Raw genomic sequence first — 13376 nt, forward strand, 5'->3', positions numbered from 1 at the left:
AGGTCTGTCACAAGCCCCCCACGCTCGTCATGCGCGATCCGAGGGGCTTATGCCGTCGCAGGCGGGCGCATCCAGCACCCGCAAGACCAGACCCCACTGTCCATTGTCGTGCAACTGCAGAATCTGGCTGCACATGTCGGCGCTGACGGCTTCGGTGAACGCGATATCATCCAGATTGACGGCAGCCCGCATGACTGGTTCGAATTGGCCTATCACCATGAACGATGCCTATCCAAGACGCTGTCCTGCCAATTCAAGCAACAAATCATTCAAGTTCATGCCCCCGGCCAACAGCGCCGCTTGGCCAACCAACCGGTGCGCATCATCGAGCACCTGGACGGCCGCTTGGAACTGCTGCATGGCAGGCTACGCCTGGACTTCTCTGCCGTTCATAAAAGGGACTATCTTAAACCCCTGGAAGGGTCCCCAGACCGGCAACACCTACCAGCATCACACCACTCCATAAACCGGACATTTCTATTTAGCGTTGACACACGTCACGACAGAGGCTGCCCTGAAAAACCCGACAGGCAACTGCCTGGCTCAACACATTTCAGCACGCATCGACCAGCAACTGGTGAACCCGAGTATCCCGCCCCAGTTCCGGATGAAAGGCGCAGCCTAACAGGTGCCCCTGGCGCACCAGCACCGGCTCTTGCCCGCGCCGCGCCAGGATCTCGACAGCCGGGCCGCAGCGCTCGATCCGGGGGGCCCGGATAAACACCATTTCCAGCGCCGTCTCGCCCCATGACGAACCATTGTCGTGGCAGATGTGCGACTCGCGTTGCCGCCCATAGGCATTGCGCCGCACCGTCACATCCAGCAGCCCCAGGCTGGCCTGCGCCGGCAGGACCTCACGCGCCAGCAGGATCAGCCCGGCACAGGTGCCCAGGCAGGGCCGTCGCGCCGCAAAGCCTGCTACGGCCGGCAGGAAGTCATCCTGCGCCAGGAAATGCAGCAGCGTACTGGACTCGCCCCCCGGCAGGACCAGCCCATCCAGTCCCTCGAGATCTTCCGCCCGGCGTACGGCCGGGGCGGCGACCCCCATCCCCAGCAACATGCGCTGATGCGCTTGACTGGCTCCCTGCAATGCCAGGACACCAATGCGCATATCGGACTTGCCGATATCGACAGACGGCCTGCACGGGGTAAACATGCCTAATCCCCGCGCGACTGCAACAGATCTTCGCGGGCAATCGCGCCCACGGCCAGACCATGCATGGCCCCCTGACACTGCGCACTGCACTCGGCCACGACGGCAGGATCATCGAAATACGTGCAGGCCTGCACGATGGCGCGGGCACGCCGCTCAGCCTCTTCCGGCGCAGCATAGGCGCGACCACTGTCCATAAAGATGCCCGAGCCGACAAAAACAGCCTGTGCGCCCAACTGGCGCAACAGGGCTGCATCGGCTGGCGTGGCGATTCCGCCGGCCGAAAAATTCGGTACCGGCAGCGCGCCGCTGGCCGCCACTTCCTGTACCAGCCCGAAGGGTACACGCAGGTCTCGCGCCGCCACGTACAGTTCATCCTCGCGCAGGGCCGCCAATGCCCGGATATCCGCCATGATCTGACGCATGTGCTTGACGGCATGCACCACATCGCCGGTGCCGGCCTCGCCCTTGGTGCGGATCACGGCCGCGCCTTCGTTGATGCGCCGCAGCGCCTCGCCCAGATTGCGGGCACCACACACGAACGGCACGTCAAAGGCATGCTTGTCGATATGGTGCACCTCATCGGCGGGGGTCAGCACCTCGCTCTCGTCGATGAAATCCACCCCCAGGTGCGCCAGCACCTGGGCCTCGGCAAAATGCCCGATGCGTGCCTTGGCCATCACGGGAATCGATACTTCCGCCATGATGCCCCGGATCAGTGTCGGGTTGGCCATCCGTGCCACCCCGCCCTCGGCCCGGATCTGTGCAGGCACGCGCTCCAACGCCATCACGGCGCAGGCCCCTGCCGCCTCGGCGATGTGGGCCTGTTCGACGGTGCAGACGTCCATGATGACGCCCCCCTTGAGCATTTCGGCCAATCCGGTCTTCAGTCGAATCACTTCCGCGCTGGCAACAGCATGCATATCGATACCTCGCATATCAGGAATGAAAAAGATGCGCAGATTGTAGGAACCGGTGCAGCCGCGAGACAGACACAAAAACAGTACGATTCAAACAAACCGTACTGGTCTTTCTTCAATACAATTGAAACATCATGCTGACTGCTCCCTTGCCTGCCGACACCGCCACCGGCCCCGCCACCACGCGGGTCGAGGCCGTCATGCGCGACATCCGGCAACGCATCGAGAACCGCAGCCTGTGCGCCGGCAAGCGCTTGCCGTCCATCCGCAGCCAGGCAGAATCACTGGGCGTCTCGCGCTCCACCGTCGTCGAGGCCTATGGCCGCCTGACAGCGGAAGGACTGATCGAGTCGCGCCCTGGCTCGGGATTCTATGTCGGCCACCAGCTCACCCCGTTCAGCCTTGCGGAGACCCAGCCAGGGCTGCCGCCGGACAGCGATCCGGTCTGGGTCACGCGCCAGTCGCTGCTGGCCGACGAGGCCAGCCTCAAGCCCGGCTGCGGCTGGCTGCCGGCGGCATGGATGCCCGAGCAGGATATCCGCCGCGCCCTGCGCACACTGTCACGCCGCCCGCTGGCCCCGCTGACCGGCTACGGCACACCACAGGGACTGCCCGAACTGCGACAACTGCTGTCCCACCGGCTCGGCGAGCGCGGTATTCCCGCCGCCCCCGCGCAGATCATGCTGACAGAATCCGGTACGCAGGCCGTGGACCTGCTGTGCCGCTTCCTGCTGCAACCGGGCGATACCGTCCTGGTGGATGATCCCTGCTACTTCAGCTTCCAGGCCATGCTGCGCGCGCACCGCGCCGATGTCGTCAGCGTGCCCTACACGCCACACGGTCCTGACCTGCCCGCCCTGCAGGACTGCCTGCTGCGCCACCGGCCGCGCCTCTACATCACCAACGCAGCCCTGCACAACCCGACCGGTGCCAGCCTGCGGCCGGACATCGCGCACAAGGTACTGCTGCTGGCAGCACAATACGACCTGACCATCATCGAAGACGATGTCTTCGCCGACTTCGAGCACCGCCCCGCCCCGCGCCTGGCGGCGCTCGATGGCCTGCAACGGGTGATCTACGTCGGCAGTTTTTCCAAGACCCTGTCGGCCTCGGTGCGCGTAGGCCACATCGCCACCCGCCCGGACTGGATACGCCAACTGGTCGATCTCAAGCTGGCCACGGCCTTCGAGTCCGGACATTTTTCGGCCGAACTGCTGCATACCCTGCTGGGCAGCGGCAGTTACCTGCGCCACATGAACGGGCTGCGCGCGCGGCTGGCCGATGCCATGGGCATCGCGCTGGAACGGCTGCAGACACTCGGCATCCGTCCCTGGCACCGCCCCGACAGCGGCATGTTCCTGTGGTGTACCCTGCCGCACGGCCTGGATGCCGCCACACTGGCCCACCATGCGCTGGAGCGCCACCGCATGGTGCTGGCACCGGGCAACGCATTCAGTCTGTCGCAAAGCGCGGCCGGCTTCATGCGGGTCAATGCGGCGCAAAGCCTGGACCCGGCCATCTATGTCGCACTCGAGCAGAGCATGGAAGCCTGCGCACGAAGGCAGGCTTAAGCAGTCTCAAAAACCCTCTTTCGATACAGCGAATACCCAACCCCGATCCGTCTCCTTATACTGGTTTGCACAAAAAAACCGGAGACATGTCATGAAAATCCGCGCTGCCCTGCTCGCCGAAGAAGGCCTGCCGCGCCCCTATCACCAGAGCCAGCCCTTGCGCATATCCGAAGTGTCGCTCGATCCGCCAGGGCCGGGAGAGGTGCTGGTACGCATCCGGGCTGCCGGACTTTGCCATTCCGACCTGTCGGTCATCTCCGGCGACCGCCCGCGCCCCCTGCCCATGGTGCTCGGCCACGAGTCGGCCGGCGAGGTCGTCGAGTGCGGCGCTGGCGTGACTGACCTGCAGGCCGGCGACCGGGTCGTGCTGACATTCATGCCCAGCTGCGGCTGCTGCCTGCCCTGCATGGAAGGCCGACCCGCACTCTGCGAACCGGGTGCCGCCAGCAATACGGCAGGCACGCTGCTGGGCGGCAGCCGCCGGCTCCACCTCGGTGAGCAGCCGGTCAACCATCATGTCGGGGTATCCTGCTTTGCAGAATATGCGGTGGTGTCGCGCCGCTCCTGCGTCAAGGTCGAGACGGACCTCGATTTTGCCGAACTGGCGCTGTTCGGTTGTGCCGTCCTGACGGGCGTGGGTGCCGCCATCAACACCGCCAGGGTACAGGCCGGCAGCCGTGTTGCCGTACTGGGCCTGGGCGGCGTCGGTTTCTCTGCACTGCTGGCCGCCGTCGCCAGTGGTGCCAGTGAAGTCATCGCCATCGACCTCAACGACGACAAGCTCGCACTGGCACGCACGCTGGGAGCCACCGCCTCCTTCAATGCCGGTGATCCCTCGCTGCCGGAACAGATCCGGGCACTGACGGCCGGCGGTGTGGACTATGCGCTGGAGATGGCCGGCGCGATCCCGGCGCTTGAACTGGCCTGGGACATCACCCGGCGCGGCGGCATGACCGTCACGGCGGGCCTGCCGCATCCTGCCAAGCGACTGCAACTGTCGCCCGTACGCCTGGTGGCCGAAGAACGTACCCTGCAGGGCAGCTACATCGGATCAGCCATTCCGGCACGCGATATCCCGCGCTACATCCGCCTGTACGAACAGGGCAAACTGCCGGTTGACCGCCTGATGGGCGAGCGCCTGGGCCTGGATCGGATCAACGAAGGTTTCGACCGCATGGCCGATGGCGTGGCCATGCGCGACATCATCATCCTGTAGACCTGTACCAGGCCACGCCACTCCCCTGAATGGCGTGGCCACTTCCGTCAGACGATACGCCCACCATCGACCGGAAACTCGACACCGGTAATGAACCGTGCCTCGTCAGAAGCCAGGTATAACGCCGCATTGGCCACATCCGCCGGCTCGGCAAACCGCCCCAGCGGAATCGTCGACAGGAATTTCTTGCGGTTGTCCGGCGTATCGGGCATGCCCATGAAGGCCTCCAGCAAACCGGTCACCCCCAGTACCGGGCAAATGGCATTGACGCGAATGCCGTCGGGGCCCAGCTCGACTGCCATCGACTTGGACAGCATATTGACCGCACCCTTGGACGAGTTGTACCAGGTCAGGCCCGGGCGCGGCCGGATGCCGGCCACCGAGCCGATGTTGAGGATCACGCCATCACCCTTGCCCCGCAGTATCGGCAACACGGCAAACGTCATGTAGTAGATCGACTTCACATTGACGGCATACACGCGATCAAAGGTTGCTTCATCCACATCCAGCAGGGGCTGATTGCGATGCGTCGTGCCGGCATTGTTGACCACGATATCCAGCGTCCCGAAGGTCTGCACCGTCTGCTGCACCAGGTTTTCGATGTCGCTGCGACGCGTCACGTCGCAGGCCACGGGCAATGCCTGCGCGCCGAGTTCCTGCGCCAGTGCGCGGGCACCGGCCTCGTTGATATCGGCAATCGCAACCCTGGCCCCCTGGGCCACGTACGTCCGTGCAATGGCTGCGCCGAAACCCGACGCAGCGCCGGTCACGATGGCGACCTTGTCCTGCAATCTCTTGTCCATCCGACTACTCCCCATGAAAATGCACCACAGTCTTGGTCGTGCTGACCTCTTCCAGTGCCAGGAACCCCTTCTCCCGGCCATGGCCGCTGCGCTTGGTTCCGCCAAAAGGCAGTTCCACCCCGCCCCCGGCACCATATGAATTGATGAAAACCTGCCCGGCGCGCACTGCCTTGGCCACCCGCTGCTGACGCCCCCCGTTCTCGGTCCAGATGGCGGCCAGCAGGCCATATTCCGTGCCATTGGCAATCCGGATCGCTTCGGCCTCATCCTCGAAGGGAATGACCGCCAGGACCGGGCCGAACACCTCTTCGCACGCCAGCCGGCTGGCCGGGTCCACCGGGCCGAACATGGTTGGCTTCACGTAGAAGCCGTTCCTTGGCAGATCATCGGCCAGTTGCCCCTCGGCCAGCACCGGCACGCCAGCCTGGCGGGCCTCGTCCACATAACGCTGCACCCTGGCCTGCTGTGCTGCATTCATGACCGGGCCGCAGTCGAAGTCCATTTCCGGCGTCCCCACCCGCACCTGGGCAAACAGCGTGGCCACCCGCGACACGAACCGCTCGTAGATCCCTTTCTGCACCAGCAGGCGACTGCCTGCCGTGCAGGTCTGTCCTGCATTCTGGACAATGGCCTTGACGATGATCGGTGCGGCACGCTCGATATCGACATCATCGAACACAATCTGCGGGGACTTGCCCCCCAGTTCCAGCACGCACTTGACCGGCGTCTGCGAGCAGGCCTGCTGGATCAGCGAACCGACCTCGTTCGATCCCGTAAAGCTGACGAAATCGATGCCCGGATGCGATGCCAGCGCGGCACCGGCCTCTTCGCCCAGGCCGGTCACGATATTGAGCGCCCCGGCCGGCAAGCCGGCCTCTGTCGCCAGTTGGGCCACCCGCAATGCCGACAGCGGCGTATCCTCGGCCGGTTTGAGCACGGTCGCATTGCCCATCGCCAGGGCCGGAGCCACCGAACGGCCCAACATCTGCGCAGGATAGTTCCAGGGGATGATGTGCGCCGTCACGCCCAGCCGCTCGCGCAGCAGGTTGACGGTATAGCCGTTGAAGAACGGAATCACCTCGCCATGCACCTTGTCCGCTGCCGCACCGTAGAACTCGAAATAGCGGGCCAGCACCTGGATATCATTGCGGGCCGTGGCCAGTGGCTTGCCGGTATCACGCGCCTCGATCTCCGTCAGTTCGTCGGCATGCGCCAGAATCTTCTGCCCGATCCGGTGCAGCACACGGCCGCGCTCGGTTGCGCTCAAGCGCCCCCACTCCCCATCCAGGGCAGACTGGGCAGCACGCACCGCCCGGTCCACATCCTGCGCCCGCCCGCGTGGCACCTGCGCATATACCCGGCCATCAGCCGGTGCCAGGACATCGATGGTGCCGCCTCCGGCTGCATCGCACCACTGCCCATCAATGAACATCTGATACATCACTTTGCTCCTCTCGTTATGTTGTTCAATGCGCACCCTCGACCAGCGCCCCCCGGGCCAGCACCAGCGTCTGATCCGGAATATCCTGCAGCAGGCTGGCGTTGGACTCGGTAATCACGATGCACAGCTCGGGACACATCTGGCGCAATCGCCCCAGGGCCTCGGCATACTGCAAAGCCAGCACAGGTGCCAGCCCCTGGAACGGCTCATCCAGCAGCACCATGCGGGTACCGATCATCAGCGCCCGACCCAACGCCACCATCTTGCCCTGCCCACCGGAGAGTGCCGCCCCGGAGCGCGGCAGCATGTCCCCGAGCTGCGGCACGACATCCAGCACCATCTCCAGGCGCGCCTGGATGTCGGCGTCCGGCAATCGATCCACCTCGCAAGGCAGTCGCAGGTTCTCCAGCACCGTCATGGTCGGGAAGATCACACGCTCCTCCGGCGCATAACCGATCCCCAGGCCGGCCCGGCGATGGGCAGGCCAGCGCATCAGATCGTCATTGCCAAGCAATATCCGCCCCTCATGCGCCCTGGCCAGGCCCATGATGGTCCGCAGCAACGTCGTCTTGCCAGCCCCGTTATGGCCGACCACGGCCACGGCCGTGCCCGCCAGCAAGGTACCGGTCACGCCACGCAACACGCTGGCTCCGGCCAGTCTCACGCTCACGTTATCGAGTGTCAGCATCAGAACTCCCCCAGCACTTCGCGCTTGACCTGCGGATTGGCCAGTACCTCGGCCGGCGTGCCATCCGCTGCCACCTTGCCGGCGATCCAGGCCGCCACCCGGGTGGCGTAGCGCGTGACGATATCGACATCGTGCTCGACAAACCAGCTGGTCACCTTGCGCTCGTCGAGCGCCCGCATCAACGTCTCCATCAGCCCATGCTTGTCTTCGCTCGCCACGCCACTGGTCGGCTCGTCCATGATCAGCAGCTTGGGATCGAGCATCAGGGCCATCGCCACATCCAGCAGCTTGCGCTGTCCTTCGGGCAAGGAAGAAGCCGGCTCATGAGCACGGTCCCGCAGCCCGACCAGCTCCAGCGTGTGCTCGATTTCGTGCGCCGACACGGCATCGGCCAACGGCGTGAAAAAGGACAGCTTGCCGCTGCGACCGGCGGCCGCGATCTCCAGGCACTGCCGTACCGTATGCTCCAGGAACAGTTGCGGCAACTGGAACGAACGTCCCAGGCCCAGCCGCACGATGCGCCGGGGCGTCATGCCCGTGACATCGGTGCCATCGAAAAACACCTTGCCGCTGGCCGGGCGCAGGAACCCGGTACAAATATTGATGAACGTGGTCTTGCCGGCACCATTCTGGCCGATCACGGCCAGCCGTTCGCCGGTGTGCAATTCAAAATCGATGTGGTCAGCCACCACAACCGCCCCGAAAGACAGGCACAAGTCCCGGGTCTGGACAATCGGTTCCATGATTTCCTCTCTTTCAGTCCGCCACCCGGCGGGCCTGAGTCCGTGGTTTGGGCAACAGCCCCACGATCCCGCCCGGCAGGACCACGATCACCAGGATCAGCGTGCCGCCCAGCAGCATGTGCCAGGCCTGGGGGATATAGGCACCGGCAAACAGCTTGACCACCTCGAACACCGCCGCTCCCAGGAACGCCCCGATGGCATGCCCGGTACCGCCCAGGATCGTGATGAACACGAACTCCCCGGAGCGGATCCAATACCCCATGTCAGGCGTCACCAGCCCCTGGATCAGGCCGAACATGGCCCCGGAAAACCCGACCAGCGCTGCCGATATCAGGTAGCCATTCCAGAGAATGCGGCGGGCCGACAGGCCGAGATACTCCAGCCGGGTTTCGTTGCTCTTGATGCCGGCCAGCGCCTCACCGGCAGCCGAGCGGAAATATCGCTGCACCAGCCATCCCAGCACGACGGCAGCCACGATCATGCCAACCAGCAACACCGTCTCGAACACCGTGCGATCCATGCTGATCCCCAGCATGGTAGGCCGCGCCACACGCAAGCCGTCGGTGCCCCCCGTGAACTGGTACATCTTGCCGGCAACCGAAAACAGAACCATGCTGATCGCCAGATTCAGCATGCCGAAGAAGATGCCGCGATAACGCACCACGAAGAGCCCCACCACCGCCCCCACCAGCGTGCTGGCGAGCACGCCGCCCAGCACCAGCACGACGCCATCGAGCCCCGGAAAGGAGCGCGCCAGCATGGCCACGGCGTAACCGCCGATCATGGCATAGAGGGCATGACCGAACGAGACCTGGCCGGCCCGCACCATGACACCCACGCCCAGGGCAGCCACCCCGAACGACAGGGCCACGATGATCGGCGTCTTGCTCCAGGGGAAAAACAGTCCCAGTGCCAGGCACGCAAGCGCGCCGGCAATCGTCAAATTGCGGACAAACATCAGATTCTCCTTGCCTGGGCGACCACGAACAGGCCATTCGGACGGATCAGCAGCACGGCCACCATGATCAGGTAGGGCACGGCCACGTCAAACTCGGGGGCCATGTAGACCGCCACCGAACGGGCCAGCCCGATCATCAGCGCCGCGATGAAGGCTCCGGTGATCTGCCCCAGGCCCGCAGTCGCCACCACGGCAAACGAGAGCACGATCATGTCGGCCCCGATGCCCGGCACCAGCGTCGTGGTCGGTGCCGCCAGCGCACCGCCAAAAGCGCCCAGTATCGCGGCCCCGACGAACGTCAGCAGGCCGACCTTGCGGGCGTCGATCCCCAGCGCCGTGGCCACCTCCCGGTTATGCGCCACCGCCACGACCTGCTTGCCCAGCCGGGTAAAGCGCAGGACATAGTGCACCCCCAGGAAGAGGACCAGCGCGATGCCCGGCACCAGCAGCAACTGGTACGCCATGTAGGTCACGCCGAACAGGTCCACGGTGCCCAGCCTTCCGACCAGTTCACCGGCCGACATCGGCGATACGCCCCACAGCATTTTCTGGACATCCTCGAAAATCAGGAAAGCCCCGAACGTCACCAGCAATTGCAGGACGGGATCCTTGCCCTGCACCCGACGCAACAGCAGTTCCAGCACCCCGCCCAGCACCGTACCCGCCACGATGGCCGCCACGATCAGGGCGGCAAACAGCAACGGGGTGGAAGCCTGGGTATGCTCCATCAGCCACAGGGTCAGGGACACGGCGGTATACCCGCCGAACGCATACAGACTGCCATGCGCCACATTCAGGATGCCCTGCACGCCGAAGATCAGCGTCAAGCCGAGGGCCACGAGAAACAGCAGGCCTGCGTATGAAAAGCCATCCGCAGCTGCCAGCAACAACAGGTCCAGATTCATCGTCGCCCTCTTGAGGTCATTGGCTGATGAAAGTCAGGCGTTCGCTTTCCAGGATATCCGGCGTCAGTGTCTTGATCCATTCGGCAGACACTTCGCCCACCGGCGTCGTCACCATGTCGGCCGGGATCACCATGACATTGTCGATACGCGGAATGGTTTCACCATCGTGCCGCTTGAGGGTGCCCAGCAATTGGTCCTCCAGGCCCTGTCCATCCTCACGGATACGCACCGGACTGGTCAGCCCGCGAAACTCCAGTCCCTTCATGGCAGCCGCCACCTGCTCGATCTCAGGCCATTCGCCATTGTTATCGGCGATGGCTTTCTCGTAGGCGGCCACCATGCCTTCCAGGGCCTGCACCATGTGGTAAACCGGATAGATCGGGTTGGTCTTGGTGCGGGCCTGGAAGGCCTCGACGAACGCCTGGTGCTTGGGATCGTCCTTGTAAGTCGGATGCAGGTAGTAATGATCGCCACGTGCACCGGCAATCACGCCATCGGGCAGCACGGCCCCGACGCGATCCAGCGAACTTTCCAGCAGTGGCAAGACCAGCAGCGAGTTGCGGGCCAGCCCGCGCTGCGATGCCTGGCGCGCAAAGGTATCCAGGTCACCGCCCCAGGAGGTGTTGAGGATCACGTCCGGTCGCAGGGCCTGCAGACGGGTGATTTCCGTCGAGAAGTCAGGCGCACCGAACTTGGGGAACATTTCGGCCACGACGCGGACGTCGGGCTTGAGCGCCTGCAGGGTCGTCCGGAAGATTTCCCAGGAATCACGGCCCCAGGCGTAGTCCTGGTTGACCACGGCGATGGTCTTGAAATCGGGATGCACCTTCAGCAGATACAGGACCGTCGCCACCATTTCGCTGACGGCATTGGCCTGAGTACGCACCACATACTGGTAGTTCTTGTTTTCCAGCGCCTTCTCGGTGCCGCAGTCCCAGAGAATGTTGAGAACCTTGAGATCCTCGGCCACTGGAGCCACCACGTTGCAGTTACCGCTCGAGATGGCCGAGAGCATGACGTTCACGCCCTGCTCCTGCACCAGCCGCCGGTACTCGGTCAGGACCTTGTCGCTGCCCATGCCCTCGTCGATGAACACAGGCGTCAGCTTCACGCCATCGAGGCCGCCTGCCGCATTGAACTGCTCGATCCAGAGTTCTGCCGCTTCCTTGCCCGGCACGCCGAACACCGAAGCCGAACCCGAGGTATAGGTACTGATCCCGACCTTCATTTCGGCCGGCTTGGTCGCTGCCTGCGCAATGCCGCCGAACGCCAGCCCGGCCGCAAGCAGCGCGGCCATACGCAATTTCGTCATCATGACTGTCTCCTGTATTTTTCTGATGGATCTGTGTCTATGCACGCATCCTGCAGAAAATACTATCCGAGCTGACAGGCACAATGAATTGTTATTTGATGAACGGCTCCTTCCAAATCCACGAATGGATGAAAACCCTAGCTACCCTGGCGCTGCCTGCATGACAGCCCCCTGTCATGGCTATGCACCACCCGGGCCAGGCGCAGCATCCTGGCGCTGCAGATACACCGTCTGCGACGGGAAGGCGAAATCAGCGCCGCGCTTCTGCACGATCTCGATGATCGCCAGGTAGACCTCCTGCTGCGCCGCCAGCCACTCCGCCCAGTCGGTGGTCTTGGTAAAGCAATAGACCATGATGTTCAGCGACGAATCCGCGAACTGGTTGAAGTACACCAGCACCGTCTGGGTGGTGTCGATCTTCGGATTGCCCAGCAGCATGGTACGGATGTCTTCCACCACGCCGGCCACACGACCGGCATCCTCGTAGCGCAGGCCGATCTCGGTATTGATCCGGCGGTTGGTCATGCGTCCCGGATTCTCGACACTGATGGTGGCGAACAGCGAATTGGGCACGTACATCGGACGATTGCTGAACGTGATGATCTTGGTCATGCGCCAGCCGATCTCGACCACGGTACCCTCGATATTGCGATCCGGCGAAGACACCCAGTCGCCGATGCTGAACGGCCGGTCGAAGTACAGCATCACGCCCGAGAAAAAATTGCTGAGGATGTCCTTGCTGGCCATGCCGATGGCAATGCCGCCGATGCCGCCAAAGGCCAGCAGGCCCGACAGACTCATGCCGAAATGCTCGCCGAACAGCAGCATCATGACCAACATGACAGCCAGCTTGAAGGCCCGCGACACGATCCGTGACGAAGTCGGATCGCTGCCCTTGCGGATTTGCCGCCGTTCCAGCCGGTTGACCAGCATGAACAGCTTGCGCGTAACGATCAGCGCCATGGCGGTCACCGACATGAAGTCGATGATGTGATTTGCCACCGTGTCGAGCTGGTAATCGAGCACCGCCATTTCGGCGTAATAGCGCAGCACCCCGATCAGGCCCAGCAGAAACGCCACCTGCACCACATGAAAAACGATGCTGTGGGTCAGGGAGCGCCGTCGCGCAGCCATGATCTGCAGGCCGAACAGGCACAGCAGCAGGAGCAGCGCCAGCCCGGCACCGACGGAATACTTGACTATCAGTTCATCGTGCATGAAAGCAGGAATCCTGTCGAAGAAAAAAACATCACCCGGTACCATGTCCGCAGCATGTGTCGCCGGCCCTCCGGATACCGGCAGGGGCCGGACACAGCCACGTCCGGCACATGTTACCGTATCGCCATCCGTCCTTTCCCCATCAGGAACCCGCCGCCATGAGCACACCCTGGCAGGATCGCCGTGAATCCTGGACTTCCGCTCCGACCGACGTACGCTCGCCCGACGACGTCGACTATGCCCGCATCATCCATTGCGCCTCGTTTCGCCGATTGCAGGGCAAGACCCAGATCCTGAGCCCGGGCGACGACGATTTCTATCGCACCCGCCTGACGCACAGCCTGGAAGTGGCGCAGATCGCCACCGGCATCATGCGCCAGTTCGAGCAACAGGCTGAATACACAGACATCCGCAAGCACCTGCCCAGCCTGAGCATGATCCAGGTGGC

At 63.7% G+C, this 13376-nt stretch carries 14 protein-coding genes and 1 pseudogene; 3 read left to right on the forward strand and 12 right to left on the reverse strand.

The window, feature by feature from the left end; all coding sequences use genetic code 11:
• Positions 1 to 27 precede the first annotated feature (27 nt).
• From ABN482_RS03415 to pdxS, 4 genes are all read right to left on the reverse strand, one after another.
• A complete protein-coding gene (locus tag ABN482_RS03415) occupies positions 28 to 219 on the reverse strand; it encodes a hypothetical protein (protein WP_143857438.1) in 192 nt (63 codons plus the stop codon).
• Between the two features lie 9 nt (positions 220 to 228).
• Positions 229 to 360, reverse strand: coding sequence for a hypothetical protein (locus ABN482_RS03420; RefSeq protein ID WP_349502673.1), 132 nt, complete (start codon positions 358 to 360; stop codon positions 229 to 231).
• Positions 361 to 553: 193 nt separating this feature from the next.
• Entirely contained in the window at positions 554 to 1156 is a 603-nt protein-coding gene (gene pdxT / locus ABN482_RS03425; RefSeq protein WP_349502674.1) for a pyridoxal 5'-phosphate synthase glutaminase subunit PdxT, read from the reverse strand.
• A 2-nt stretch (positions 1157 to 1158) separates the two neighbouring features.
• Positions 1159 to 2076, reverse strand: coding sequence for a pyridoxal 5'-phosphate synthase lyase subunit PdxS (pdxS, locus tag ABN482_RS03430; protein ID WP_349502675.1), 918 nt, complete (start codon positions 2074 to 2076; stop codon positions 1159 to 1161).
• A 131-nt stretch (positions 2077 to 2207) separates the two neighbouring features.
• On the opposite strand from pdxS, the gene ABN482_RS03435 reads away from it, so the two are divergent.
• Entirely contained in the window at positions 2208 to 3644 is a 1437-nt protein-coding gene (locus ABN482_RS03435) for an aminotransferase-like domain-containing protein (protein ID WP_349502676.1), read from the forward strand.
• Between the two features lie 91 nt (positions 3645 to 3735).
• Entirely contained in the window at positions 3736 to 4860 is a 1125-nt protein-coding gene (locus ABN482_RS03440; protein ID WP_349502677.1) for a zinc-dependent alcohol dehydrogenase family protein, read from the forward strand.
• Between the two features lie 47 nt (positions 4861 to 4907).
• Here the strand turns inward: ABN482_RS03440 and ABN482_RS03445 are convergent, their stop codons facing one another.
• From ABN482_RS03445 to ABN482_RS03480, 8 genes are all read right to left on the reverse strand, one after another.
• Positions 4908 to 5663 carry a glucose 1-dehydrogenase gene (locus tag ABN482_RS03445; protein ID WP_349502678.1) on the reverse strand — a complete coding sequence of 252 codons (756 nt, stop codon included), beginning with the start codon at positions 5661 to 5663 and terminating at the stop codon, positions 4908 to 4910.
• Between the two features lie 4 nt (positions 5664 to 5667).
• The gene (locus tag ABN482_RS03450; RefSeq protein ID WP_349502679.1) at positions 5668 to 7104 is read right to left on the reverse strand and encodes an aldehyde dehydrogenase family protein; all 1437 of its coding nucleotides are present in this window, start codon (positions 7102 to 7104) and stop codon (positions 5668 to 5670) included.
• A 25-nt stretch (positions 7105 to 7129) separates the two neighbouring features.
• Positions 7130 to 7792, reverse strand: a complete 663-nt coding sequence (locus ABN482_RS03455; protein ID WP_349502680.1) for an ABC transporter ATP-binding protein — start codon at positions 7790 to 7792, stop codon at positions 7130 to 7132.
• A complete protein-coding gene (locus ABN482_RS03460; RefSeq protein ID WP_109062056.1) occupies positions 7792 to 8535 on the reverse strand; it encodes an ABC transporter ATP-binding protein in 744 nt (247 codons plus the stop codon). The genes ABN482_RS03455 and ABN482_RS03460 overlap by 1 nt, the downstream gene beginning before the upstream one ends.
• A 13-nt stretch (positions 8536 to 8548) precedes the next feature.
• Positions 8549 to 9493, reverse strand: coding sequence for a branched-chain amino acid ABC transporter permease (locus ABN482_RS03465; RefSeq protein ID WP_143857422.1), 945 nt, complete (start codon positions 9491 to 9493; stop codon positions 8549 to 8551).
• The gene (locus tag ABN482_RS03470; RefSeq protein ID WP_349502681.1) at positions 9493 to 10398 is read right to left on the reverse strand and encodes a branched-chain amino acid ABC transporter permease; all 906 of its coding nucleotides are present in this window, start codon (positions 10396 to 10398) and stop codon (positions 9493 to 9495) included. Before ABN482_RS03470 ends, ABN482_RS03465 begins: the two co-directional genes overlap by 1 nt.
• 16 nt (positions 10399 to 10414) lie before the next feature.
• The gene (locus tag ABN482_RS03475; RefSeq protein WP_349502682.1) at positions 10415 to 11713 is read right to left on the reverse strand and encodes an ABC transporter substrate-binding protein; all 1299 of its coding nucleotides are present in this window, start codon (positions 11711 to 11713) and stop codon (positions 10415 to 10417) included.
• A gap of 177 nt (positions 11714 to 11890) precedes the next feature.
• Entirely contained in the window at positions 11891 to 12928 is a 1038-nt protein-coding gene (locus ABN482_RS03480; RefSeq protein ID WP_349502683.1) for a mechanosensitive ion channel family protein, read from the reverse strand.
• Between the two features lie 158 nt (positions 12929 to 13086).
• Here ABN482_RS03480 and ABN482_RS03485 point away from each other — a divergent pair.
• Positions 13087 to 13376: pseudogene (locus ABN482_RS03485) on the forward strand (hypothetical protein); the annotation flags it as partial.

This window comes from Corticimicrobacter sp. (assembly GCF_040137905.1).
Classification (GTDB): domain Bacteria; phylum Pseudomonadota; class Gammaproteobacteria; order Burkholderiales; family Burkholderiaceae_B; genus Corticimicrobacter.

Excerpts from the sequence above, each read along its gene's own strand:
- ABN482_RS03415 (WP_143857438.1), bottom strand. The coding sequence starts at position 219 with ATGGTGATAGGCCAATTCGAACCAGTCATGCGGGCTGCCGTCAATCTG.
- ABN482_RS03420 (WP_349502673.1), bottom strand. The coding sequence starts at position 360 with ATGCAGCAGTTCCAAGCGGCCGTCCAGGTGCTCGATGATGCGCACCGG.
- pdxT (WP_349502674.1), bottom strand. The coding sequence starts at position 1,156 with ATGTTTACCCCGTGCAGGCCGTCTGTCGATATCGGCAAGTCCGATATG.
- pdxS (WP_349502675.1), bottom strand. The coding sequence starts at position 2,076 with ATGCATGCTGTTGCCAGCGCGGAAGTGATTCGACTGAAGACCGGATTG.
- ABN482_RS03435 (WP_349502676.1), top strand. The coding sequence starts at position 2,208 with ATGCTGACTGCTCCCTTGCCTGCCGACACCGCCACCGGCCCCGCCACC.
- ABN482_RS03440 (WP_349502677.1), top strand. The coding sequence starts at position 3,736 with ATGAAAATCCGCGCTGCCCTGCTCGCCGAAGAAGGCCTGCCGCGCCCC.
- ABN482_RS03445 (WP_349502678.1), bottom strand. The coding sequence starts at position 5,663 with ATGGACAAGAGATTGCAGGACAAGGTCGCCATCGTGACCGGCGCTGCG.
- ABN482_RS03450 (WP_349502679.1), bottom strand. The coding sequence starts at position 7,104 with ATGTATCAGATGTTCATTGATGGGCAGTGGTGCGATGCAGCCGGAGGC.
- ABN482_RS03455 (WP_349502680.1), bottom strand. The coding sequence starts at position 7,792 with ATGCTGACACTCGATAACGTGAGCGTGAGACTGGCCGGAGCCAGCGTG.
- ABN482_RS03460 (WP_109062056.1), bottom strand. The coding sequence starts at position 8,535 with ATGGAACCGATTGTCCAGACCCGGGACTTGTGCCTGTCTTTCGGGGCG.
- ABN482_RS03465 (WP_143857422.1), bottom strand. The coding sequence starts at position 9,493 with ATGTTTGTCCGCAATTTGACGATTGCCGGCGCGCTTGCGTGCCTGGCA.
- ABN482_RS03470 (WP_349502681.1), bottom strand. The coding sequence starts at position 10,398 with ATGAATCTGGACCTGTTGTTGCTGGCAGCTGCGGATGGCTTTTCATAC.
- ABN482_RS03475 (WP_349502682.1), bottom strand. The coding sequence starts at position 11,713 with ATGATGACGAAATTGCGTATGGCCGCGCTGCTTGCGGCCGGGCTGGCG.
- ABN482_RS03480 (WP_349502683.1), bottom strand. The coding sequence starts at position 12,928 with ATGCACGATGAACTGATAGTCAAGTATTCCGTCGGTGCCGGGCTGGCG.